We start from the raw sequence: 23,718 nt of genomic DNA on the forward strand, positions 1-23,718 counted from the left end.
GGAAAGATCGTCACGCCTCCACGAAGCCGGCGAACCGGTACCGGAACCCGTCGCCGGTCTCCGACGTGACCGTCACGTCGTATCGTCCCTGGTCACAGGGCCATTCGACCTCGGCGGGGGAGTAGGTGCTGACGTACACGGTCCGGGACCGGCCGGGTGATGTGATCGTGAACACCGCGTTGGTCAGGCCGGCGTTGGACAGCTCCAGCACCACGGTCCGCTTCCTCGGCTCCGGGGCCGGCCCGAGGCGCAGGGCCACGGCCGGGATCGCGATGTCGCCCTGCTCCGGGTGCACCACGGTCCCCGTGAAGGACCGGAGGAACCCGTTCGGACCATAGGCGGACAGGTCGTAGACGCCGTCGGTCGCCGCCGCGTCCCAGACGTGCTCGGCGCTGTCGGTGACCGTGTACTGCGCCGGCGTGAACGGCAGGATCGAGTCCGCGTACACCCCGAAGTGCGCGGCCTGCGCCCCGCTGTTGGTGAGCCGCAGGGTGACCCGGCCGGTGCCCCGGTCCACGGTGACGTTCCCGTTGGCCTGGTACGGCAGGGGCCGCGCCGGCCGGGTGCCCGGCTCGACCTCGGGCGCGACCTGGGCCCCCACGGCCGGGATCGCGGCCGGCGGGAGCTTCGCGGAGGCGTCGGCGACCTCGACCAGCTTCTTCGTGTCCGGCAGCAGCGGGATCACGGTGTCCGGGGCCGCGAAGTCGAAGCAGCTGGTCAGGTCGCCGCACACCTGGCGCCGCCACGCGGAGATGTTCGGTTCCCTGACCCCCGTCAGTACCTCGAGGAACCGGAGCGTGGACGTGTGGTCGAACACCTCGGAGTTGACCCAGCCGCCCCGCGACCAGGGCGAGATCACGGTCATCGGCACCCGGGGGCCGAGCCCGATCGGCCGGCCGCCGACGAACTCGTCCGGGGTGCCGGGTGGCGGGGTGGGCGGCACGACGTGGTCGAAGTACCCGTCGTTCTCGTCGTAGTTGAGGAGGAACGCGGTCTTCTCCCACACGGCCGGGTTCGCGAACAGCGCCTGGAGCGCGGTGTTCACGTAGTGCGCGCCGTAGTTGGGGGTGGCGGCCGGGTGTTCGCAGTACAGGTACGGTGCGACCAGCCAGGACACCGTGGGCAGCGTGTCGGCGAGGACGTCGGCGGCGAAGTCGTCCAGGGTGCGCTTGACCATCGCGTTGTCGTGCAACGGATTCCCGGGCTTGGCGTCGGCATATTGCTGGAACCACGCCAGGGAGTTGTCGTCGTAGTTGCCGGTGCGCTCGTCGTCGGTCGGGTTGCTGTACACCTTCCAGGACACGCCGGCCGCCTGGAGTCGTTCCGGGTAGGTGGTCCAGTGGCAGTTCGGGTTGCTGCGCGAGGGGCTGTTGTCGATGATCGGCCCGCCCCCGGTGGCCCGGGTGTCGAGCATGCCCGACCAGTGGTAGAGCCGGTTCGGGTTCGTCGGCCCCTGCACGGAGCTGAAGTACGCGTCGCAGATCGTGAACGCGTCGGCGAGCGCGTACTGGTACGGGATGTCCTGGCGGCCGAAGTACCCCATGGTCAGTTCGCTCTTGGCCGGGATCCAGCGGTTGTACATCCCGTTGTTCCACGCCTGGTGCGTGCCGCTCCACGAGTGGTCGAGGTCGCCGAGCTGCTGCCCGTTGACCTTCGCGGTGTCGATCCGGAACGGCCGCAGGTGCCGGCCGTCGGCCCGGCCGTAGTCGGGCTGCTCGAACACGGTGCCGCCGTCGGGCAGCCGCAGGGCCGCCGGGTCGGAGAAGCCGCGCACGCCGCGCAGCGCGCCGTAGTAGTGGTCGAAGGAGCGGTTCTCCTGCATCAGGATCACCACGTGCGCCACGTCGCCGATCTTCCCGGTCCTGGCCGGGGCGGCGAGTGCCTCGGCCATGCCGAGCGGCAGGGTGGACAGGGCGGCGCCGGCCGCGCCCGCGCCGAGGAGCTTGCGTCGGGAGAGCTGCATGACAGTGTCCTTAGTGGATGCGGAGCGTCGTGACGACGGCGGCGTGGTCGGAGGGCCAGCGGTTGCCGGCGTGGTCGGGGACCGGCCTCGGCCAGCCGGTGACGAGGACGTGGGTCTCCTCGACGCGCAGGTCGCCGGCGAAGTGGACGAAGTCCCGGCGCTCCGGGGTCTCCGTCGGCCGGACCGGGGACCAGGTGGCGCCCGGGTCGGGGCGGCCGAGCCGGTAGGAGTCGCGGAGAAGCGCCGGGTCCACGGCGCCGCCTGAGGATGCCAGCAGCACCGGCCGGCGGGCGGCGGCGGCGAGGTCGTCGGCCATCGCCGCGAGCAGCGCCGAGCCCTGCGCGGGGGACGCCGGAGCAGCGGACCAGACCGCCACGTCGAAGGGCTGCCGATCGTCCAGGCGGATGGTCACGGCCGTCGCGGACCCGACGCCCTGCGCCGGCCGCCCCGTCACCGGGTACCTGCTGAGCACGCCCACCCCGTCGCCGGCCGCGTACTCCCAGCCCAGCATCCCGGCGAGCGCCGCGACGGCCGACCCGGGCGCGCCCTGCACCCCGACGACGTCGACGTTGTTGGTGAGCAGGATCCGGGCCTGCTTGCGCACCGCGTCGGTGACGTGGCTGCCGCCGTCCCACAGCTCCCAGCTCATCACCCGCAGCTTGTCGACGACCTTCGCGTCGACCGGGCACACCGGCACCCGCACGGTGAGCCGCGCGTCCCCGGCGGCCACCACGACGGTCGCCGGCCGCAGCGGGGCGGTGAGCGGCGCGCGGCCCTCGATGGTCCCGTCGGCGCCCACGCTCAGCCAGGAGTCCCCGCCGGCCTTCGCGAACGTCGTCGCCGGCCCGGTCCACAGTCCGCCGATCTTCAACGAGAACCGCTCCCCGGCCCGGACATTGCGGCTGGTGAACACGTCGGTGAGGAAGTCAGGCCGGACCGGGCGGCCGGGCTCGCCGACCGTGAACGGCACCGGCCCCGCGAGAGCGGAATAGCCGTCCTTCGCCAGGAGCAGCGCCACGAACCGCCCTGGGTAGAACGTCGACCCGTCGAAGGTGACCGTCCCCTCCCTGTCGGTGACGTACTTCCACACCGTCGACGGCCCGTTGGAGTGCCCGCCGCTCGGCGCGTTGCCGGGGTCCGTGTACAGCCCGACCCAGTTCTTCGCGTGCGGGGCCGTGGTGGTGTAGCGGAACGTCACCGGGTCCCCGGCCACAGGGTCGGGTGTCGTCAGGGTCAGGGTGCTCACCGGCGTGGCCCCGGTCACGGTGAATGTCACGGGCGGCGCGAGCCAGACGTAGCCGTCGTTGGCGAGGAAGTACAGGACGTAGGTCCCGGGGGCCAGGGCCGCCGTGTCGAAGGAGCCGGAGCCCGTCGCGCCGGGGACGTACTGGTAGGCGGTCGACGCGCCCACGTACTTCTGGTTCACCGGGCCGTTGCCGGGCTGGGCGTACAGGCCCACCCAGTTCTTCGACGCCGGCTTGTCCGTGGAGCAGCCGAACGTGACCGGGCTGCCCTGCGGGACGGTCGCCGCGGAGAGCGTGAGCGTGCCGGCCATCGGGTTCCTCCTTCGTCGCCGACCGGGATGATCGGCTGGAGTCATTACCCTCCGTGGTGATGACCTGGGGATGAACGCGACAGGGTCCCTCTGCGACCACGGTATGACGACCTGATCGGACCGTGGACAGACGCCGCGGGCCGGGCGGATCCGTAGCGTCAGAGGCATGATCGTCGCTGAGCACCTCACCAAGCGGTACGGCCCGAAAGTCGTGGTGGACGACCTGTCGTTCACGGTCGAGCCGGGCCGGGTCACCGGATTCCTCGGGCCCAACGGGGCGGGCAAGTCCACCACCATGCGCATGGTCCTGGGCCTGGACCGGCCCACCGCCGGCCGGGTCACGGTCGAGGGCAGACCGTTCGCGGAAGCCGAGGTGCCCCTGAACACGGTGGGCGCACTGCTGGACGCCAAGGCCGTGCACGGCGGCCGGACGGCCCGCAACCACCTGCGGGTGCTCGCCCGCGCGAACGGGATCCCCCGGCAGCGGGTCGAGGAGGTCCTCGACATGGTCGGGATGGCCGACACGGCGAAGAAGCGGATCAAGGGCTTCTCCCTGGGCATGGGCCAGCGGCTCGGCATCGCGGCCGCGCTGCTCGGCGAGCCCAGGACCCTGATGTTCGACGAGCCGGTCAACGGCCTGGACCCGGAGGGCATCCGGTGGATCCGGGACTTCCTGCGGGCCCGGGCGGCCGAGGGTCGCGCAGTGTTCGTGTCCAGCCACCTGATGAGCGAGATGCAGGACACCGCCGACCACCTGATCGTCATCGGCCGGGGCAAGCTGGTCGCGGACTGTTCGATGGCCGAGTTCATCGAGCGCAGCTCGCGCAACCACATCCGGGTCCGTACCCCGGAGAGCGTCCGGTTCGGGCAGGTGCTGCAGAACACCGGCGCGACCGTCGAACCGGACGGGGACGCGCTCGCCGTCACGAAGCTGCCGATCGAGATCATCGGCGAGCTGGCCGCCCGGCACGGCGTCACCCTGCACGAGCTCGCGCCCCGGTCCGCCTCCCTGGAGCAGGCGTTCATGGAGCTGACCCACGACGCGGTCGAGTACCGCGCGACCATCGGAGGCACGGCATGATCGACGCGCTCGCCAGCGAATGGCTGAAGATCCGCACCATCCGCTCGATGTTCTGGGCGCTGCTGGCCGCCGCCGCGCTCACCGTCGGGATCGGCATGCTGGCCTCGTCGGGCACCGAGCCCGGCTCCGAGATCGCCTCCTCGGTCTCCGACAACCTGGCCGGCGTCATCATGGGCCAGCTCGCGATCTGCGTGTTCGGCGCGCTGGCGGCGACGTCGGAGTACGCGACGGGCATGATCCGCACCTCGCTGTCCGTGCTGCCGGTCCGGGGCCGGATGCTCACCGCCAAGGCCCTCGTGGTGACCGCCGTCGGTCTGGTCGCCGGTCTGGTGATCAGCTTCCTGTCCTACGCCGTCGGACAGTCCGTGACCCGGGTGCCCGCCGGCCTCGGCGACCCGGGCGTGCTCCGCGCGGTGCTGGGCGGCGGCCTCTACCTGGGCGTTCTCGGCCTGTTCGCCTTCGGGATCGGCATGATCGTGCGGCACTCGGCCGCCGCGATCACCACGGCGATCGGCGCGGTGCTGATCCTGCCGGTCGCATCGCTGGCCCTCGGCGACGCCGGTGTCACGTTCCGGAAGTGGTGGCCCAGCCAGGCCGGCCAGAGCATCATGCAGGTCACGACATCCCCCGAGTCGCTGGCTCCGTGGGCGGGTTTCGGGGTGTTCGCGGCGGGCACGGCGGCCGTGCTGACCGGGGCGTGGCTGCTCTTCTCCCGCCGCGACGCCTAGTAACCGAGTCTTGACAGAAAGTGCAAGTCGGATTAGTCTGATAGGTGAAGCCCGACCCTGGGAGAGCGCAGAGGTTTGCGAACTCATAGAGCCGGGCTTCTGCACGTCCGGATGCGGATGCGGATGCGGGCGGCGGCGAGCTGCCCCGCCTTTCGATCGTGACGGTTACGCCGCGTCCCCGACCCGGCGCGCGGCGGCCCCCAGTGGCCGGCCGAACCGCGCACGCACCCCCGGCGACCACAGCACGCTGACCGGCGGCCCCGCCACCCCCGGCAGCCCGGCCGCCGCGACCAGCCCGTCGGACAGCTCGACCAGCTCCGCCCGGTGCAGCGGCCACTCCTCGTGCGCGTTCGGCAGGTACGCCGTCCGCCCGTGCCAGTCCACGTGCAGCCCCCAGCGCGCGGTCAGGAACTCCTCCACCGGACTCGGCCCGGCCATCCGGTCCCCGATCCGCACCACCACCCGGCCGCCCACCCCGACCGGCCCGGGCCACCGCCGCCGCGTCTCGTACGCCACGGTGTCCCCGTCGCGCCGGATCCGCATGGCCGCCCACATGTACGGCAGCCGGAACACCCACCTTGCCGCCAGCACCGGGACGAGCCGGGCCGCCTCCAGTGAACGGAACACCACGCCGCGCCGGCCGGCCGCGTCCACCGAGTAGAGCCGGACATTGGTCTCCGCGAACGTGCCCAGGTACGGCACCGGCGGCCACGGGCCCAGGCTCACCCCGACCATCCGGAACGGCACCAGCCCGACGTAGGTCACGCCGTCGAGGGTGTCGGGGACGGTGCCCCGGGGCAGCAGCGGCGCGACCGCGGCGGGGTCGACCGGCCAGTGTAGCATCGTCAGGTCCCGCCAGCCCTGGGCGAGGATCGTGCCGCGCAGGGGCCGGGGGGCGAGGCGGGTGACGGGCTCGACCATGCCTCCACGCTATCGCGGGCCGTGGCCGCAGGACGGGGAAACAGGGGTCGCCACACCCGTCCGTCCACTATAGACTGTGCCGGTCCGGCGATCTCGGCCAGCCGTTCGGCCGCAGCCGCCCCCGGTGGTGCCCTCCGCCGGGACGGTGTGGCGTCCACGATCCCGTCGTTCTCCGCGCTTTCCTTGGAGGTCTCCCTTGTCCGTGCTCTCCCGTTCCCGGCCGCTGGTCGGGGTCCTGATCGGCGCCCTGGCCACGGCGGCGGCGCTCACCACCGCCCCGGCCGCCCACGCCGCCACGCTCACGCCCAGCGTGGTCCGCGAGTTCGGCTACGACCACATCCTCAACACGAGCGGGGGGTACCACACCCCGACCGTGCGTCCGGAGCTCGCCGGCGCCAGGGCCTTCGCCACCGGGGACAACTTCACCGTCGCCCTGATGGCCGACGGCACCCTGATGTCCTGGGGGTACAACACCTACGGCCAGCTCGGCGACGGCACCTACACCTCCCACGCCACCCCGGTGGTCGTCAAGAAGGTCTCCGGCGCCGTGGCCATCGCCGCCGGCCCCGACTACGCCATCGCCCTGCTGTCCAACGGCCAGCTGCGGGTGTGGGGCAACAGCCTCCAGGGCCAGCTTGGCACGGTCGGGGTGAAGTTCCCGACTCCGGTGAGGTACACCCTGCCGCAGGTCGCGAAGTCGGTCGCCATCGGCTACGACCACGTCCTCGTCGCCCTCGCCGACGGCAGCGTCCTCGGCTGGGGCGGCAACGAATGGGGCCAGCTCGGCAACGGCACGATGGACCCGAACGACAACAGGGTCGTCACCCCCGTCCCGGTCACCGGCCTCACCGGTGTCGTCGCCGTGACCGCGGGCCGGCACGCCAGCTTCGCCCGGCGCTCCGACGGCACGGTGTGGAAGTGGGGCGTGGAACTCGGCCCGTCCGGGGAGTACGCGAACGCCACGCCGGTGCAGATGCCCGGTCTCACCGGTGCCGTCTCCGTGTCCGTCAGTTACTACTACGGCATGGCCCTCATGCCGGACGGCACGGTGCGCGCCTGGGGCGACAACTACAGCGGGTTCCTCGGTGACGGCACCACCACGTCCACGAACGACCCGGTCACGGTCCTCGGTCTGACCGGCGTCACCCAGATCGACAGCGGCACGTACCACACGGTCGCCCTGCGCAACGACGGCACCGTATGGGCCTGGGGCAGCAACTACTACGGCACCCTCGGCGACGGCACCACGAACTCCCGCAGCCTTCCGGCCCAGGTCACGGGCATGCCGGCGGCGACGGCGGTGTTCGCCGACGCGTACCTCACCTTCGTCGTGTCCACCAGCTAGTCCGGCACGCCCGGCGGACGCCCCACCCAGGCGTCCGCCGGGCCCCGCCGGCCACCGGTGGCGATCAACCGACAGTCGCGACCCTTGTTGGGGCTCAGACCCGTCGATACGCTGTCGGTCAGTCCCAGGTGGATGGCCGGATGGGTGGTGCGATGGGTGTGGAGCTGCGGTTGCTCGGCCCTATCGAGGCCGTCGGCCCCGCCGGCCCGGCGGTCCTGAGCAGCGCCCGGCAGCGCGCCCTCGTCGGCCTCCTCGCCCTGCGCCCCGGCCTCCCCGTCACCGCGCCCCGGCTCGTGCAGGCACTGTGGGGGATGGACCCGCCGCGCACCGCCGTCCGCACCCTGCAGAGCCACCTGACCCGGGCCAAACAGGCGCTCGCCGCCTGCGGACTCCCGGGCCTGCTCACCAACGGCCGGGTCGGGTACGCGCTGGCCGCCGGCCCCGAGTCCGTCGACGCCTGCCGGTTCGAGGCGCTGGTCGCCGCGGCCCGGGCCGAGTCCGCCGCCGGGCACGTGGCCGAGGCGGTGGCCGGGCTGCGTACCGGCCTCGGGCTGTGGCGCGGCGAGGCGCTCGCGGACGCCGAGCTGCACGGTTGGGCCGCCGCCGAGGTCGCCCGGCTGCACAAGGTCCGCCTCGCGGCGCTCGGTGACCTGTGGGACGGCGAGCTGCGGCTGGGCGGGCACGCCGACGCCGTCCCCGAGCTCGAACGGCTGCTCGTCGCGGACCCGGGGGAGGAGCGCCTGGTCGGGCTGCTGATGCTCGCCCGGTACCGGTGCGGCCGGCACCCGGAGGCCCTCACCGGCTACCAGCGGCTCCGCGCGCACCTCGCCGACACCCTGGGCGTGGACCCCAGCCCCGAGCTGCAACGCCTGCACACCGCGATCCTGCGCCGCGACCCGTCCCTGGACCCGCCGGACGCCCCCGGCCAGGTGCCGGCCCAGCTGCCGTCGCGCCCCGGCCACTTCACCGGCCGCCCCGCCGAGCTGGCCCTGCTCGACGCGGCCCTGCCGCCCGACGGCCCCCGGCCAGGGCACACCGGGCGGCCCGCCCCCGGCACGCCCGACCAGGGGACATCCGTCGGTACCCCTCTGGTCCTGGTTTCCGGACCCGCCGGCATGGGCAAGACCGCGCTCGTCGTCGAGTGGACCCAGCGGGTCGCCGACCGGTTCGCCGACGGCCAGATCTTCTGCGACCTGCTCGGCCACGACGAGTCCACGGCCCTGACCCCGGACGAGGTCCTCGGCCACGCGCTGCGCGGGCTCGGCGTGCCCGCCGGCCGGGTGCCGACGAGCCCGGCCGACCAGCTCGGCCTGTACCGCTCGCTGCTGCGCGACCGCGGCGTCCTGCTGGTCTGCGACAACGTCGGCTCGGCCGAACAGATCCTGCCCCTGGTGCCCCCGGGCCCCGGCAGCCTCCTGGTCGCCACCAGCCGGCACCAGCTGCCCACACTCGACGTCGGGTACGCGGTGCGGCGGGTCGAGCTCGACGCGCTCAGCCCGGCGGAGTCGCTGACCCTGCTGGAACGGGTGCTCGGACCGGCCAGGGTCGCCGCCGAGCCGGACGCGGCCGGCCAGCTCGTCGAGGCCTGCGACCGGATGCCCCTGGCGCTGCGGATCGCCGCGGCGAAGCTCACCTCCCGCCCCCGGCTGGCGATCGGGGACCTGGTGGCCGAACTGGCCACCGGCAACCGGCTGGACGCGCTGTCGGTACCGGGCGACTCCCGGAGCATCCGCGCGGTGTTCGCCAGCGCCTACCACGCGCTGACCCCCGGCGCCGCCGCCGCGTTCCGGCTCGCCGGGCTGCACCCGGGGCCGACGTTCGCCGTCCCGCTGGTCGCGGCCGTGACCGGGACGCCGGTGACCGCCGCGCGGTTGGTCACGGAGGAGTTGGCCGCCGCGCACCTGGTCAGCGAGGTCGCCAGCGGCCGGTTCCGCTTCCACGACCTGATCCGGTGGTACGCCCGCGAGTGCGCCGGCACCGAGGAATCCTCCGACGCCAGGACCAGAGCCGAGGAACGCCTGCTCGACTGGTACCTGTCCGTCGCCGACGCCGCGAACGACACCCTGACCCCGGGCCGCGACCGGGCCCGGGTGGCGGCCCGGCACCCGGTGCCCGCGCCGCCGTTCGGTCCCCGGCACGCCGAGGTGCTCGCGTTCCTCGACGCCGAGCGCGCCAACCTGTCGGCCGTGTCCCGGCACGCCGTCGAGCTGGGGGAGGACACCGCAGCCTGGCAGCTCGCGTACCTCCTGATGGGTTTCTACTACTCCCGGGGCCACTGGGCGTCGATGCTGGAGATCTGCCGCACCGGCCTCGCCGCGGCCCGGCGGCTCGCCGACGGCGGCACCGAGGGCCTGATGCGCGGCCAGGTCGGCGTCGCGTGCATCCAGCTCCAACGGTTCGACGAGGCGCTCGACGCGCTGCGCCGGGCCCTGCCGCTGATGGTGGCCGCCGGCGACGCCTGGGGCGAGGGCAGCGTCCGCAACAACACCGCCGTGGCCCTCGCGGCGCTCCGCCGCTTCGACGAGGCCGTCGCCGAGTACGAGGCGGCCCTGGCCATGCACACCGCCAACGGCCTGTCCCGCGACGTCGCGTACGCGCTGAACAACCTCGGCGACGCGCACACCCGGATGGGCCAGACCGACCTGGCCCTGGACTACCTGGACCGCGCGCTCGCCCTGGTCCGCACCCTGGGCGACGAACGCCTCGAGGCCGTGATCCTGCACGGCACCGGAGCCGCCCACCTGGGCGAGGGCCGGCACCGCCAGGCCATGGAGCTGTTCGACCGGGCCCGCGGCACCCAGCGCCTGATCGGGGACCGGCGCGCCGAGGTGGACACCCTCAACGACACCGGCCTGGCCCACCTCGGGCTCGCCGAGCACGCCGAGGCCCTGGACCTGTTCGACCAGGCCCGCCGACTGAGCCGGGCGATCGCCGACCCGCACCTGGAGGCCGTGGCCATGACGAACCTGGGCCTCGCGGAGTTCCGGGCCGGCGCCCCGGACGCCGCCGAGGACTGGTACCTGCGGGCCCTGGCCGTCCGGGCCCGGGTGCCGGCCGTCTTCGAGGAGGCCGAGCTGCACCGGCACCTCGGCGACCTGGCGGAGTCGCGGTCGGACCTGGCGACCGCCCGGTCGCACCGCGACACGGCCATCCGGTTGTACGAGAAGGCCAACGCCACCGCGGAGGCGGCGGCGCTGGTCGGGCGGCCGGCCGGGTGACGCGGGTTGGGCCACGTCACCCGGCCGGGACTCATGAGTTGTGCCGGAACGACGTCAGCCAGCGCGTCGTGGACCCGGACGTGTACGGCATCACGAACAGCGCCCGGTCCGGCGGCGACGAGACGGCGTAGTTGACCAGGTCTGTGGTCGTCGCGAAGTCGCGCACCCGGCCGTCGGCGGGGCTCTGCGCCACGGCGGCCACGTTGAACGTGCCGTCCGGGTTCTGGCTCACGTCGAGGACGGACTGGCCGCCGCACACGTTGTTCAGGGCGGCGCGGCTGATGCCCGCGTACCAGCACCAGCCCAGGCCGGCGCTGTTGTTCACGAAGATCACCACGAACCGGTTGGACGCGTAGGACTCGATGTTCGTCAGCCGGTTGGTGCTGCCCAGGCACGTGCCGATCCCGGTGAAGTCGGTGTCGCACCAGCCCCACGGCTTGTAGTTGGCCCCGTAGTTGGGCACCATCACGACGGCGTAGACGGTGCCGTACCGCACGGCGCTGATCAGCCGCGCGTTGTTGGTGGACAGGAAGGAGCTCACCTGGCTCATCGAGACGCCGTAGTACCACCACCACGAGCTGCCGTAGGCCCCGGAGTTGCTGACCATCGTCACCGAGAACCGCAGCGGCGAGGAGCTGAGCACCCGCAGGTCGATCGGCCGGGCGTCGTTGGCGGCCAACAGGTTCGACACCGTCGCGGCGTCGATGTTCTGGTACGTCCACCAGCCGGTCGGCGTCGAGATCTCCCGGTCGTTGACCAGGTTCGCGGTCGCGGGCGTCCCCCCGCCGGGCCAGCAGCCGGCCCCCATCCCGGGACTCTGCACGAACGTGCACTGCGCCGTGGCGCTGGCCGGCGTGGCCACCAGCGTGGCCGCCATCCCCAGACAGACGGCCCCCGCCAGGACGAGTCGCCGAACGAGTTTCTTGATCACTGTCTTCCCCCACCTGCTAGTCGAGCGGCGGCGAGCGGGTGCCGCCGTGTCCAGGATGATCGGCGGATGTTGTGGCGGCGTTGTGGAGCCGGGATCCGACTCCACAACGCCGATAGCCGACAGTTGTCCCTACGAGTTGTGCCGGAACGAGGTCAGCCAGCGGGTCGCGCCCCCGGTGACGTAGGGCGTGACGAACAGCGGCCGGTCCTGCGGCGCGAGCAGCGCGTAGTTGACCAGGTCGGTCGGGGTCGTGAAGTCCTTCACCCGGCCGTCGGCGGGGCTCTGCGCGACCGAGGCCACGTTGAACGAGCCGTCCGGGTTCTGGCTCACGTCGAGGACGGACTGGCCACCGCACACGTTGTTCAGGGCGGCGCGGCTGATCCCCGCGTACCAGCACCAGCCCAGGCCCTCGTTGTTGTTCACGAAGATCACGACGAACTTGTTGGAGCCGTAGGACTCGATGTTCGTCAGCCGGCTCGTGGTCCCCAGGCACGCACCGATCCCGGTGAAGTCGGTGTCACACCAGCCCCAGGCCTTCGCGTTCGCCCCGGTGTTGGGGACCATGACGACGGCGTAGACGTTGCCGTAGCGCACCGCGCTGATCAGCCGCGCGTTGTTCTGCGACAGGTAGGTGGTCACCTGGCTCATCGAGACGCCGTAGTACCACCACCAGCCGCTGGCGTACGAGCCGGTGTTCTTCACCATGGTCACCGAGAACCGCAGCGGCGAGGAGTCCACCACCCGCAGATCGGTGATCCGGGCCCCGTTCATGTTCGCGTAGTTGCCCACCTGGGTGGCGTCCACGTTCTGGTACGTCCACCAGCTCGTCGGGGTCGAGATCATCCGGTCGTCCCCGGCCCCCGGGTACGCGTTGGCCGTCCCCGCCATGCCCATCATCAGGGCCACACCGGCGGCGGCCGCGACGAGGAGCCTGGCCATCCGGCGCATCGGAGTCGTCATGTCGAAACCTCCAGTTGTCGTTGTCGGCGAGGTCCGCCGCTGGGGACAACCCTCGGCGCGGGGCGTTGTGGGGGTGTTGTGCGCGGGATGTGCCCAGGTCGGGGCCTGTCCCGGGGACCTCGCGGTCGCCCAGCCGCTGCGCGGAGAGGGAGAGACGCGGCGTAACCGAATGATGCATTGGTCTTTCCCTTGGCCGGTCGGCGACCCGTCATGGCCCCGCGCCATTGTGGGGGGTCGATAGATTGGGGTCATGGTGAGGGTTCTGGACCAACTTCCGGCGTTGATCGGGCTGACGGGTGTCGTCATCGGGGGCCTGGGGACGCTGCTGACCACCCGTCTCAACGAGCGGTCGAAATGGCAACGGGAGCAGCGGGTCCGCTGGGACGCGCGCCGCCTGGACACCTACATCGCCTACGCCGCGGTGCTGAAGGAGCTCTACGCGGTGGCGACCCGGATGACCGCCGTCCACCGGGGAAGCGCCACCACCCAGGTGATGGACCATGCCGTCGGCCTGGAGACGCTCGCGCTGACCGACCTGCGGCGCACCCGGGAGTGGGAGTCCATGCTCCTGCTCGGCGACGAGCCGACCGTGGTCGCAGCCCGGAACTGGTGGCTCGCGATCGTCCGGACGGAACGGATCGCCCGCCAGCTGCCCGCCTTCGAGCGGCCGGAGTGGGATCTGGCGGTCGAGGGCGTCGACGCGGCGCGGGACCAGTTCTACGCGGCGGCCAGGGCGAGCCTGTCGGTCGACGGCGGGTCGGTGGCCCAGCAGCCTTATCTGCGCACGAAGCCGTGGCGTTCCTGACGGAGCTGACCCGCCGAGGGGTCTCCGCCGGGGCGCACAGCCGGTCCCGTGCCCTGGCAGACAGTCCGTGCGGCCCGTCGGGGCCCTTTTGATGAGCTCCTGCTGTTACTCAGCTGCTGTACCGGCAGCAAAAGGCCGTCTCCGACTCGCGGAAACGGCCAACCTCGGTCCGCCAAGTACGCCTGGAATCGCCGTTTCCTGCGGACCGAGTGCGGACGGAAAACCTTGAGGCCAGTTTCCGAATTCCGGAAACTGGCCTCAGACGTGCATCTTGCTGGTGGGCGTAACAGGGATTGAACCTGTGACCTCTTCCGTGTCAGGGAAGCGCTCTCCCGCTGAGCTATACGCCCTTGCTCGTGCAGAGGTGGAGACGGGATTTGAACCCGTGTACACGGCTTTGCAGGCCGTTGCCTCGCCTCTCGGCCACTCCACCGAGTGATACCTCTGTCGAGCGGATGACGAGATTCGAACTCGCGACCCTCACCTTGGCAAGGTGATGCGCTACCAGCTGCGCTACATCCGCACTTTGTTGCTTTTGTTATTTCTGTCCGCTTGTCCGCCTTGCGGCGTTCCTCGCTGACTGGAGAAACTTTAGCCGAGGGACCTCCGGCTCGCAAACCGGGGGTACCCACCGTGTCGGCGGCCCCCCGCCGGGCGTGCCCCGCCGTGTCGGATGCCGAACTACGCCGTTAAGCCCATCATGGAACTTTTCAGCCCCGAGCTCGAGCGGTTGGCCGCGGCCCGCTCCGCGGTCATGATGGAGCAGTTGGAGACCCTGAACGCGTACCTGCCCGGCGGCGACTGGACCGTCGACCTGGAGACGTGCACGTTCACGATGGGGGCGGCCGAGCTGCGGTGCAGCCTGCTGGCCAGCTACGCGATCCACAACGGCACCTTCCTGTGGTCCTGGGGCAACCCGGGCTACGGGCTCGACCACGTCGCCACCCAGGCGGTGCTGCGGCTCACCGACATCGGTCGGATCTGGGAGATCCCGGAGATCATGGAGAACACCCTCGACCTCAGCGGCCGCAGGGACCCGGTGATGGCCGCCGAGCGGATGGTGATGGCGGCCACGGCGCTGCTGGAGTGCCGCGGGTACCTGGGCCTGCCGTACGAGGGCGGCAAGTTCTTCGTCGTGTTCGACGATCCCCGGGTGCCCACCGGGCGGTTCGACCCGATCAGCGCCGCCCGGCGGTTGATCTCCGCTGTCGGGGTGTTCCCGACGGACCACCGGCTGACCGTGACCCGGTACCTGGAGCATCACGGCATTCCGTACACCGACACCTACAACGGGCTGCGGGTGGACCTGGGCGACGGCAGCAGCGCGAAGGTGGACTTCAGCCCTGAGGGCAAGTTCCTGATGTGGCAGTCGAGCGTGACGGCGGCGTAGCCACGCGGCGGCTAGCCCTGCGGAAAGAGCGCGGCACGACGAAGGGGCCCCTCCTCACGGAAGGGCCCCGATGTCCGTTACTCAGCGTGCCGACAACAACCGGGCGACGGCGGCGTCCACATCCAGGTGGTCGCTCTCCTTACCCCTCGGCACCACCACGTAGGTCCGGCGGAGGAAGCGGACGAGCACGCTCCTCGGTACCTCGAAAAGGGCGTTTCCATCCGGGGACGACAGCGCCAGGGCGACGAACTCACCCCTCGGCGTCGACCACGGCCAGACCCGCACGTCGCCGATGCCCGCCGGCTCGTCCAACCCCTTGACCAACAGGTCGCGGGCGAAGGACCAGCTCACAGGTTCACCGCCGACCGTCTCCGCGTGGAACAGGACATGGACCGCGTACGGATCGAGCGGGTCGTAGCGCAGACTCGCGCGGACCGGCAGCGCGGTCGCGTCAGGCGCGACCAGCCGCAGAGACGTCTCGACCTCCACGGTCGCGGGACGTAGAACCCCCATCGACCTCACCCCCAGGCAACGGCGACGAGACGCCCCGCGCGCCCCGCATTCTCACACTCGGGTGATACCCCCCGTCACGCCCCGTCATACGCTGGTCTCGACCCGTAGTGGAGTCCGGTTCTGAAAGTAGCGCCTCCGGAGGCTCAGCGGGGCCCCAAAGACCAAAACTTATGGGGTACGTTCCGGAGGGTGACAGGCGTGGAGCAGCGAAACTGGCTGGACCGGATCAGGGACAAGCCGGGCGGCCGGATCGCCGTCAAGATCACGGTCACCGTCGTGGGCGTGGTGGTGATCATCGTGGGCGCGGTCCTGATCCCGCTGCCCGGCCCCGGCTGGCTGATCGTCCTCGCCGGGCTGGCGATCCTGGCGATCGAGTTCCACTGGGCCCGGCGCCTCCTGGCCTTCGCGCGCCGCCAGCTCGACCGGTGGACGGCGTGGGTGAAACGGCAGCACCCGGGGATCCGTTTCCTGATCGGGGCGGTCGGGCTGGTGTTCGTGTGGGCCGTGGTGTGGGCTTCGGTGAAGGTCAGCCTCGGGGTGGATCTGTGGCGCGAGGCGCGGGAGTGGGTGCGGGGGTGACCCCGGATTCGCGGGGCGAGGTGGGTGTCGGGTAATGTAACCACTCGTTGCGGGCGTATAGCTCAGTGGGAGAGCGCTTCGTTCACACCGAAGAGGTCGCAGGTTCGAAACCTGCTACGCCCACCGCAGCTCAGAGGCCGTTTCCGCCAGTCGGAGACGGCCTTTTTGCTGCCGGTACAGCAGCTGGGTGGACAGGTGCCTCGCATGGTCGGTGCGCCGCGTGGCTGGCGCGCTCGGCCAGGTGTGAATTATAGCTGCAACTATAATAGTTGCTGCTATCATGCTTGGGTGACGAGTTGGGTAAAGCCCGCAGACCTGCATGCCCGGGACTGGGAGTGGCAGACGCTGAGCGACTTTGCCGTCAGCGACGTGTCGGGTGCCAGTCTTGGTCTGGTCTACGGCCGGCGCCGGCAGGGTAAGACTCTGCTGTTGGAGTTGCTGGCTGAGGCGTCTGGTGGCTTCATGTACGGCGCGCAGCAGCAGACCGAGGCGCAGAATCTCGCCGACCTGGGTGTGGCGTACGCCAGGCACGTCGGTGCGCCGGCGCCGGTGTCCTTCGCTGACTGGCGTCATGCCCTCGACGCGTTGCTGGCTCTGGAGGGCCCGGTCATCATCGACGAGTTCCCGTACCTGGTGTCGACGACCCCGGCGCTGCCGTCCCAGCTGCAGCTCGCCCTGAGCCCTTGGGGTGCTGCCAAACGGGAGGGGCGGTCACGGCTGATCCTGTGTGGGAGTGCGTTGAGCACCATGCGGGGCCTGCTGTCCGGCGGTGCGCCGTTGCGTGGCCGGGCGACGATGGAGCTGCTGGTCCGGCCGTTCTGGTTTCGGGAGGCGGCTGGCTTCTGGGGTCTATCCGATGATCCGGATCTGGCGTTTCGGGTCCATGCCCTCGTGGGGGGCACGCCGGCGTACCTGGAGATGTCGGGTGGTGCGCCGCGTTCGGCGCGGGACTTTGACGCCTGGGTGTGTCGGGCGTTGCTGAGCCCGGCGAGTGCGATGTTCCGGGAGGGGAACCTGTTGTTGCGGGAGGAGCCGGAAATCTCGGACCCTACGTCGTACGCCAGTGTGTTGACGGCGGTGAGCATGGGCCGGATCCGGCGCACGGAGATCGCGGCGACATTGGGGAGACCGGCTACCGCGATCGCTCACCCGTTGGCGGGGCTGGAGGACATCGGGCTGCTGGAGCGGGTAGAAGACGCGTTCAAGTCCCGACGTGGCACCTTCCGTATCTCAGATCCGGTCGTTCGGCTCCACCAACTCGTCATTTCCAGGGACGAGGGCCGGTTGGTGCGGCGGGAGGCCGAGCGGGTGTGGGCCGAGGCGGCCGACACCGTGGCGTCGAAGATGTACGGCCCGCACCTGGAAGATCTGGCTCGCGAGTGGGTGCTCTCCCATGCCGATGTCGACACGCTCGGTGGCAGACCAAGCTGGGTGCGTCCGGCGACGCTGTCCTGCCGTGAGCATCAACAAGGTCACGAACTCGACATCGTCGCCATGAGATCTACGCCGTTCGACGGGGACCACGTGTTGGCGATCGGCGAGGTGAAGGCCACGGGCAAGCCGATGGACCTGCCAGCTCTGGAGCGGTTGATCCACTTGAGGGATCTCGCTCCCTCTGACCGGGTCCGTGATCTACCGCGGATCCTGATGTTCAGTCGCGCCGGATTCACCAAAGCGCTACTGAAGATCGCGGACGACAGGCAGGATCTTGAACTGGTCGACATGACACGGCTGTACCAAGGGAATTGAGGCTCCGGTGCACCGGTCTACGCTGCGGGCGTCAACGTCAGGCCAGCCTGCTGGCCGTTTCCGACAGACCTCCCTGCTCCAGTGGATCCAAGGCCAGACACGTCTGTGGGCCGCGTGGTCGCGCACCAGTAAGACGTGCGGCAGAGCCCGGATTCGCACCATGGGAATCCGGGCTACTCGGCGGCCGTTGCCGTCGCCCTGGGACGTCGGCCGTCAGTCCGGCACGGTGTCCTGGCCGGGCTGGCGCAGCGCGCGGCCCCGGATCCCCCGGAGCCACACGTGCCGGATGAGCCCGCTGCCGCCCCGGATGACGCACCAGTACCCGGCGAACAGTCGGCGGGACCGGGCGTCGGTGGCCAGGACCCGGGTCTCGGTGGTCAGCCGGCCGTCCGCGTACCGGAGATTGCAGGCCATGGCGATGTGTCCCGGCTCGTCGAAGTCCTTCAGCGGCCCGGTCACGGGGACGAAGGTCCGGTCGCCGAGGAACCGTTGGATCCCGCCGAGCACGAGCTCCTCGGCGGACCGGCCCACGATCGAGAACCCGGCCGTGGCGAACAGGTCGAGGACCTGGCCTTCGGCCGCCAGGCGGGCCGAGCCCAGGCTGAACAGGGCCATGATGGCCCGGAACGCCGGTACCTCGGCCCAGGTCACGGTCTCTATGGCCAGCATCGCGGCCGCCGGGGACACGTCGAGGGCGACCCCGTGGCGTTCGCGCTTGTCCCAGGTGGGCAGGACGTCGTCGAGGATCATGACCGCGGGGCCGGGCGGCGGGCTGCGAACAGGGCCGCGACGCCGAGGGCGATCAGGAGCCAGCCGCCGGAGGCGGGCACCAGGACGGTGAGGGGTACGGCGATGGCGAGCGTCCACCCGCCGAAGCGGATCGGCAGCCGGCCGGTCTCCCGGACCGCCCAGCGTGCCAGCTCGCCGAGCGCCAGCAGGGCGAACCCGGTCACCTCGAACCACAGCCACAGCATCCGTACGTCGTCGCCGGCGACGGCGTTGACGAAACCGTCCTCTGCGATGCCGGTCAGCGGGCTCGGGGAGCGGACGACGAGGCCGAAGACGATGTGGATGACGGCGATGGCGTTGGTGAGGCGGGGGATCCAGCGGGTGAGTCTCATGCCCCTGACGATGCCCGCCGGCGGGGGGCGCGCGCGTCGGGCGCTGGTCGCGGCCGGGTGCTACCTGAGAGGTATCTGTCGGGGGACAGGGTCATCCCCGCGGCCCGGTCGGACGAGCCGGTGCTCGTAGGACCACACCACGGCCTGGACGCGGTCGCGGAGCCCGAGCTTGGCGAGTACCCGTCCGACGTGCGTCTTCACGGTCGCCTCGGACAGGAACAGCCGGGCGGCGATCTCGGCGTTGGACGCGCCGCTGGCGATCTGGAGCAGGATGTCGTGCTCCCGGCCCGTCAACGCCGCCACCGGGTCGGGGTCCGGGCCGGGCACCGGCAGGTCGGCGGCCACCAGGTCGAGGAGCCGGCGGGTCGTCGACGGGGCGATCGCGGCGTCCCCGTCGTGCACGGCGCGGATGGCGGTGAGGAGTTCGGCGGGGCGCGCGTCCTTCAACAGGAAGCCGCTGGCGCCGGCCCGCAGCGCGGCGAACGCGTACTCGTCGAGGTCGAAGGTCGTCAGAACCACGACCTTCGCCGAGGTACCGGAGGCGATGAGCCGGCGGGTCGCCTCGACCCCGTGCAGCCTGGGCATGCGCACGTCCATCAGGACCACGTCCGCGCCGATCGTGGCGAGCTGGGCCAGCGCGTCGAGTCCGTCGTCGGCCTCGCCCACGACCCGCATGTCGGGTTGGGCGTCGACGACCATCGCCAGCCCGGCGCGGACCAGGGCCTGGTCGTCGGCGAGGAACACCCGGATCGTCATGCCGACGCCCCCTGCCGGTAGGGCAGGACGGCCAGCACCTGGAAGCCTCCGCCGGGGGCCGGCCCGGCCGACAGGGTGCCGCCGACGACGGAGAGCCGTTCGCGCATGCCGAGCAGTCCGTGCCCGGCGACGTCCCCGGACGTCTTCCCGGTGCCGTCGTCGGTGACGTCGACGGCCAGGGCCTCGGATCCCCAGGTCAGGCGCACCGTGGCCCGGGCGGCGGCGCCCGCGTGTTTCATCGTGTTCGTCAGGGCCTCCTGGATGAGCCGGAAGCCGGCGAGTTCGGCGGTGGGCGCCAGCGGGCCCCGGGTGCCCGTCTCGACGAGTTCCACGGCCAGGCCGGCGGCGCGGACCCGGTGCAGGAGGTCGTCCACGTCGCCGAGGGCTGGTTGGGGGCCGAAGCCGTCGAGGGAGTCGTCGGTGCGCAGTACCCCGAGCAGGCCGCGCATGTCGGCCAGGGCCTGCCGGCCGGTCTCGGCGATGGTCTCCAGCACCGCCGGGGCGCGGTCGGGCGCGAACTGTCCACCCTGGGCCTGGGTGACGATCACGGCGAGGGAGTGCGCGACGACGTCGTGCATGTCCCGCGCGATCCTGGTCCGCTCGTCCAGGACCGCCCGCCGGGCACGTTCCTCCCGCTCGGCCTCGGCGCGGGCGGCCCGGTCCTCCAGCGCCGCGACGTACGCGAGTCGGGTGCCGCGCAACGCCGAGTAGCTCCACGGCGCGAACACGACCGCGAGCAGGAACCCGAGGAAGAAGACCCAGGCCACCGTGTCCGGCAGGCCTGGCACGTGCATCGGGCTGACGAGCGCGCACCGCACCGTCAGCATGACGGCCCCCACCACGCCCACGGCGAGCGCCAGCGGCCGGGCCGGCCACCGGCCGTAGCTGCAGTAGGAGCCCAGCGCTATCGGGAACACGACCGCGGACGGCAGGAACAGCGCCTCGGGCGGCAACGCGCTCGCCGGCACAAGGGTCGGCACGGCGATCCCCGCGCTGACCAGCGCGAACGACAGGAACGGCAGCGTCCGGCGCAGGGCGATGGCGGCATGCACCACGCCGACGGCGACGACGAGGACCGGCGACCACGGTCCCGGGGACGCGGTCAGGATGACGACCGACAGCGGCAGAAGGACCGCGGCCAGGGCGGCGGCGAGGAGCACGTCCGCGAGGACGGGACGGGCCCGGACCCAGCCGTACACAGTCACGGTGACGCCTCCTGACACCCGACGAGGACCTGTGGCGGCCCCGGTTCGCCTGCGCGAGCGTAGCCGGGAGGCCCCCGGCCCCGGCCGCGCGGCACCTCCGGGATCACAGCCCGTCGCGCACCTCCCGGTGCCTCAGGTGCAGTGTCGCCGCTGTCAGCGCGAGCATCCCGACGGTCACGCCGGCCAGCAGCCAGTACGACATGGTGATCTCGGCGCTGGTCAGCGCGAGGTCGATCTGCGTGCCCCGGCCGCCGGAGTACCACCACAGGCTGAGCAGCAGGTGCGCGCCCGGTACCGCGAACCTGGCCGGCGGCGGCAGCCGCTGCCAGAACCACGTCGCGATCCCGCCGCAGCACAACAGCACCGACCCGGCCGCGCACCCCGCCATCATCGTGATCCAGTCACTGGCGACGGACGGCGTGGCCAGGACGACGACCACTCCGAGGAGCATCAGCACCCCACCCAGCGCCGGGATGAGCCGATGCGCGCCGGGTCGGGCAGGGGAACCCGCGGCGGCGTACGCAGGCCCCGGACCCGGCGGCACGGGCCCCGACAGCGGTGTGCCCGCCGACGTCGGCCCGCCCAGGCCCGGCCCGCGCGATGCTGGCGCGCTCAGACCCGGTGCCCCCGGTAACGCTGGCTCAGCCGTGGCCGGCGGGGCCCCGAGCCGGGCCCCGCCGCCCACCCGCAAGGCTCCTTCGGCCACCACAGTCTCCGGCTGCTCCACCACGGTCGGCGCGATCCCCGTCGCCTGGTGCAGCAGCGTCCCCACCATCGGCACCCGGCTCGACCCGCCCACCAGGAACACCCCGGCCACCTCGGACGGCGCCACCTGGGACTCCCGCAACGTCGCCATCGTCACGTCGACCGTGCGCCCCAGAGCCCCCCGGGCGGCCCGCTCGAACGCCTCCCGGGTCACCGGCACCTCACGTTCGACCAAGGGCACGAACACCTGCGCGGACGACTGCCGGGACAGTGCCTCCTTCGCCATCCGGGCGTCGTCCCACAATGCCCTGAGCTGCCGACGGTCGACCCGTTGCCACAGCTCGGGTGCGACGGCTTCGGAGATCTGGGCCATGACCAGGGCGTCCAGGTCGACCCCGCCGAAGTCGTCTATGCCGTGGTGGGCCAGCGGCCGGAATCCGCCGGCGACCCTGCGGAGCACGCACACGTCGAAGGTGCCGCCGCCCAGGTCGTAGACCACGACGCACCTGCCGTCGGCGACGTCCCGGCCGTGGTGGGCCGCGGCGGCGACCGGCTCGGCCACCAGGGTGGGGCGGGGGAGCCCGGCCAGGGCCGCGGCCTGGATCAGCGTCTCCCGGCGCACCGGCCCCCACTCCACCGGGCACGTCATCACCAGCTCGGTGACGGGGCCGCCGGCGGTGCGCGCGGCCTCGGTCGCCACCCGGCGCAGTGTGTGGGCCGCCAGGTCGACGACCGACCAGGTCCGCTCGCCCAGCAGGATGGTCACGTCGTCGATGCGCCGCTTGGGGTTCGGTTCGAAGCTGGCCGGGTAGAGCCGGGCGCCGTGCTGGGCGTCGCGGCCGGTGAGCACGGTGCCGTCGGGCTGGGCGAACACCGCCGACGGCAGCAGCGGTGCGCCGTCGAACAGCAGCGGCCGCACCCGCCCGTCCGGGAAACCGAGCATCGCCACGGTGTGGGACGTGCCGTAGTCGACGGCCAGCTGATGTTCGGTCACGACCGCTGATCCTATCGACCCCCGGCCAGCCGCCCAGATTCAAGATCGAAACCGTGCTCCGGGTACCGGTACCGAGCACGTCAGGAGAAGACGGCGCCGAGCACCAGTGTGACAATCCATGGACTTCTATCGATTGAAAGAAAGAGGGGCCATGAGTAACGGTGCCTTAGTCATACTTTTTCCCGTCGCGGTAGCCATCATCATGCTCGGGCTGGGCCTCACCCTGACCGTCGAGGACTTCCGCAGGGTGGTGCGCTACCCCCGTGCGATGGTCGTCTGCCTGGTCTCCCAGATGCTGATCCTGCCGGCGGTCTGCCTCGGCCTGGTGGTCGCGTTCGACCTGCGGCCGGAGTTCGCCGTGGGCCTGATGCTGCTCGCCGCGTCGCCGGGCGGCAGCACGGCCAGCCTGTACAGCCACCTGTTCAAGGGTGACCTGGCGCTGAACATCTCGCTGACCGCGGTCAACTCGGTGCTCGCGGCGTTCACCCTGCCGGTGATCGTGAACCTGTCGATCGCCGGCTTCATGGGCGCGGACAGCTCGCTCGGCCTCCAGCTGGACAAGGTGATCCAGGTGTTCGCCGTCGTGCTGGTGCCGATCGCGATCGGGATGGCCGTCCGCGCGAGGTTCACCGGCTTCGCCGCCCGGATGGAACGTACCGTCAAGATCCTGTCGGTCGTGGTCCTGCTCCTGCTGATCGCCAGCGTGATCGCAGGCATGGGCAAGGACATCCTCAACGCCCTCGGGGAGATCGTCCTCGCGGTCGTGGCGTTCAACCTGATCAGCATGGCGCTCGGCTACTTCGGCCCGCGGCTGCTGCGGGTCGGCGAGCGGGAGTCGGTGTCCTCGGCGTTCGAGATCGGCCTGCACAACGCCTCCCTGACGATCGCCATCGCGATGAGTCCGACGCTGCTCAACAGCCCGAAGATGGCGATCCCGTCGGTGACGTACGGCTTCGTGATGTTCTTCACCGCCGCCGTCTTCGGCCTGCTCGTCGCACGCCGCGCGCGGGCGGCGAGCCCGGCCCCGGGACGGATGGTGGCTCCGGGCCGGGTGTGACCCGGCCCGCCCGGTCGTGGTCGGCGACGCCGGCCGGGCCGGGTTGGCCGAGTCGCACGGGGCGGGCTGCGGAATGTGAGCCGCGCCAGCCGGCTGAGGGCGGGCCGGATGTCAGCGAGCGGGACGCTGGTGTCCGGCCTCC

At 71.6% G+C, this 23,718-nt stretch carries 20 protein-coding genes and 4 tRNA genes; 10 read left to right on the forward strand and 14 right to left on the reverse strand.

What is annotated here, in order from left to right; translation table 11 throughout:
• Nucleotides 1-10: 10 nt before the first annotated feature.
• Both IW245_RS38655 and IW245_RS38660 read right to left on the reverse strand, forming a co-directional pair.
• Nucleotides 11-1,963 (reverse strand): phosphocholine-specific phospholipase C, encoded by a 1,953-nt coding sequence (locus tag IW245_RS38655; RefSeq protein ID WP_197008000.1) that lies wholly within the window; start codon nucleotides 1,961-1,963, stop codon nucleotides 11-13.
• Between the two features lie 10 nt (nucleotides 1,964-1,973).
• The gene (locus IW245_RS38660) at nucleotides 1,974-3,518 is read right to left on the reverse strand and encodes an endonuclease/exonuclease/phosphatase family protein (RefSeq protein ID WP_197008001.1); all 1,545 of its coding nucleotides are present in this window, start codon (nucleotides 3,516-3,518) and stop codon (nucleotides 1,974-1,976) included.
• Nucleotides 3,519-3,684: 166 nt separating this feature from the next.
• Here IW245_RS38660 and IW245_RS38665 point away from each other — a divergent pair, with 166 nt between their 5' ends.
• Nucleotides 3,685-4,599, forward strand: a complete 915-nt coding sequence (locus IW245_RS38665) for an ABC transporter ATP-binding protein (protein WP_197008002.1) — start codon at nucleotides 3,685-3,687, stop codon at nucleotides 4,597-4,599.
• Nucleotides 4,596-5,327, forward strand: a complete 732-nt coding sequence (locus IW245_RS38670) for an ABC transporter permease (RefSeq protein ID WP_197008003.1) — start codon at nucleotides 4,596-4,598, stop codon at nucleotides 5,325-5,327. Before IW245_RS38665 ends, IW245_RS38670 begins: the two co-directional genes overlap by 4 nt.
• 165 nt (nucleotides 5,328-5,492) lie before the next feature.
• Here the strand turns inward: IW245_RS38670 and IW245_RS38675 are convergent, their stop codons facing one another.
• The gene (locus IW245_RS38675; RefSeq protein WP_197008004.1) at nucleotides 5,493-6,248 is read right to left on the reverse strand and encodes a YqjF family protein; all 756 of its coding nucleotides are present in this window, start codon (nucleotides 6,246-6,248) and stop codon (nucleotides 5,493-5,495) included.
• Between the two features lie 202 nt (nucleotides 6,249-6,450).
• On the opposite strand from IW245_RS38675, the gene IW245_RS38680 reads away from it, so the two are divergent.
• Together IW245_RS38680 and IW245_RS38685 are read left to right on the forward strand one after the other, a co-directional pair.
• Nucleotides 6,451-7,593, forward strand: a complete 1,143-nt coding sequence (locus IW245_RS38680) for an RCC1 domain-containing protein (protein ID WP_197008005.1) — start codon at nucleotides 6,451-6,453, stop codon at nucleotides 7,591-7,593.
• 152 nt (nucleotides 7,594-7,745) lie between these two features.
• Nucleotides 7,746-10,811, forward strand: a complete 3,066-nt coding sequence (locus IW245_RS38685) for an AfsR/SARP family transcriptional regulator (protein ID WP_197008006.1) — start codon at nucleotides 7,746-7,748, stop codon at nucleotides 10,809-10,811.
• A gap of 31 nt (nucleotides 10,812-10,842) precedes the next feature.
• Here IW245_RS38685 and IW245_RS38690 read toward each other — a convergent pair whose 3' ends face one another.
• Both IW245_RS38690 and IW245_RS38695 read right to left on the reverse strand, forming a co-directional pair.
• A complete protein-coding gene (locus IW245_RS38690) occupies nucleotides 10,843-11,742 on the reverse strand; it encodes a hypothetical protein (protein ID WP_197008007.1) in 900 nt (299 codons plus the stop codon).
• A 129-nt stretch (nucleotides 11,743-11,871) separates the two neighbouring features.
• Entirely contained in the window at nucleotides 11,872-12,702 is an 831-nt protein-coding gene (locus IW245_RS38695; RefSeq protein WP_197008008.1) for a hypothetical protein, read from the reverse strand.
• Between the two features lie 250 nt (nucleotides 12,703-12,952).
• On the opposite strand from IW245_RS38695, the gene IW245_RS38700 reads away from it, so the two are divergent.
• Nucleotides 12,953-13,507, forward strand: a complete 555-nt coding sequence (locus tag IW245_RS38700) for a hypothetical protein (RefSeq protein WP_197008009.1) — start codon at nucleotides 12,953-12,955, stop codon at nucleotides 13,505-13,507.
• A 275-nt stretch (nucleotides 13,508-13,782) separates the two neighbouring features.
• On the opposite strand, the gene IW245_RS38705 is transcribed toward IW245_RS38700, so the two are convergent.
• The 3 genes from IW245_RS38705 to IW245_RS38715 all read right to left on the reverse strand — a co-directional run bounded on the left by IW245_RS38705 (nucleotide 13,783) and on the right by IW245_RS38715 (nucleotide 14,030).
• Nucleotides 13,783-13,857 (reverse strand) — tRNA-Val (locus tag IW245_RS38705).
• Between the two features lie 12 nt (nucleotides 13,858-13,869).
• A tRNA-Cys gene (locus IW245_RS38710) sits at nucleotides 13,870-13,940 on the reverse strand.
• A 17-nt stretch (nucleotides 13,941-13,957) separates the two neighbouring features.
• Nucleotides 13,958-14,030: transfer RNA gene (locus tag IW245_RS38715), tRNA-Gly, on the reverse strand.
• 177 nt (nucleotides 14,031-14,207) lie between these two features.
• On the opposite strand from IW245_RS38715, the gene IW245_RS38720 reads away from it, so the two are divergent.
• Entirely contained in the window at nucleotides 14,208-14,897 is a 690-nt protein-coding gene (locus tag IW245_RS38720) for a DUF6882 domain-containing protein (protein ID WP_197008010.1), read from the forward strand.
• A gap of 81 nt (nucleotides 14,898-14,978) precedes the next feature.
• On the opposite strand, the gene IW245_RS38725 is transcribed toward IW245_RS38720, so the two are convergent.
• Nucleotides 14,979-15,410, reverse strand: coding sequence for an SsgA family sporulation/cell division regulator (locus IW245_RS38725; RefSeq protein WP_197008011.1), 432 nt, complete (start codon nucleotides 15,408-15,410; stop codon nucleotides 14,979-14,981).
• Nucleotides 15,411-15,608: 198 nt separating this feature from the next.
• Between IW245_RS38725 and IW245_RS38730 the strand changes: the two genes are divergently transcribed.
• The 3 genes from IW245_RS38730 to IW245_RS38740 all read left to right on the forward strand — a co-directional run bounded on the left by IW245_RS38730 (nucleotide 15,609) and on the right by IW245_RS38740 (nucleotide 17,738).
• Entirely contained in the window at nucleotides 15,609-15,989 is a 381-nt protein-coding gene (locus IW245_RS38730) for a TIGR02611 family protein (RefSeq protein ID WP_233472967.1), read from the forward strand.
• Nucleotides 15,990-16,040: 51 nt separating this feature from the next.
• Nucleotides 16,041-16,112, forward strand: a tRNA-Val gene (locus IW245_RS38735).
• Between the two features lie 165 nt (nucleotides 16,113-16,277).
• Nucleotides 16,278-17,738 carry an AAA family ATPase gene (locus IW245_RS38740; protein ID WP_233472966.1) on the forward strand — a complete coding sequence of 487 codons (1,461 nt, stop codon included), beginning with the start codon at nucleotides 16,278-16,280 and terminating at the stop codon, nucleotides 17,736-17,738.
• Nucleotides 17,739-17,951: 213 nt separating this feature from the next.
• Here IW245_RS38740 and IW245_RS38745 read toward each other — a convergent pair whose 3' ends face one another.
• The 5 genes from IW245_RS38745 to IW245_RS38765 form a co-directional block, all read right to left on the reverse strand.
• Nucleotides 17,952-18,488 carry a hypothetical protein gene (locus IW245_RS38745; RefSeq protein WP_197008012.1) on the reverse strand — a complete coding sequence of 179 codons (537 nt, stop codon included), beginning with the start codon at nucleotides 18,486-18,488 and terminating at the stop codon, nucleotides 17,952-17,954.
• Nucleotides 18,485-18,859: a DUF6463 family protein gene (locus tag IW245_RS38750; RefSeq protein WP_197008013.1), complete on the reverse strand. Its 375-nt coding sequence runs from the start codon at nucleotides 18,857-18,859 to the stop codon at nucleotides 18,485-18,487. The genes IW245_RS38745 and IW245_RS38750 overlap by 4 nt, the downstream gene beginning before the upstream one ends.
• Nucleotides 18,860-18,919: 60 nt before the next feature.
• Nucleotides 18,920-19,615, reverse strand: coding sequence for a response regulator (locus IW245_RS38755; protein WP_197008014.1), 696 nt, complete (start codon nucleotides 19,613-19,615; stop codon nucleotides 18,920-18,922).
• Complete coding sequence (locus IW245_RS41340) at nucleotides 19,612-20,820, reverse strand: sensor histidine kinase (RefSeq protein ID WP_197008015.1); 1,209 nt, start codon at nucleotides 20,818-20,820, stop codon at nucleotides 19,612-19,614. Before IW245_RS41340 ends, IW245_RS38755 begins: the two co-directional genes overlap by 4 nt.
• Nucleotides 20,821-20,923: 103 nt before the next feature.
• Nucleotides 20,924-22,519, reverse strand: coding sequence for an Hsp70 family protein (locus IW245_RS38765; protein ID WP_197008016.1), 1,596 nt, complete (start codon nucleotides 22,517-22,519; stop codon nucleotides 20,924-20,926).
• Between the two features lie 151 nt (nucleotides 22,520-22,670).
• Between IW245_RS38765 and IW245_RS38770 the strand changes: the two genes are divergently transcribed.
• Nucleotides 22,671-23,576 (forward strand): bile acid:sodium symporter family protein, encoded by a 906-nt coding sequence (locus tag IW245_RS38770; RefSeq protein WP_197008017.1) that lies wholly within the window; start codon nucleotides 22,671-22,673, stop codon nucleotides 23,574-23,576.
• Nucleotides 23,577-23,718 lie beyond the last annotated feature (142 nt).

Source organism: Longispora fulva (assembly GCF_015751905.1).
Lineage (GTDB): Bacteria > Actinomycetota > Actinomycetes > Mycobacteriales > Micromonosporaceae > Longispora > Longispora fulva.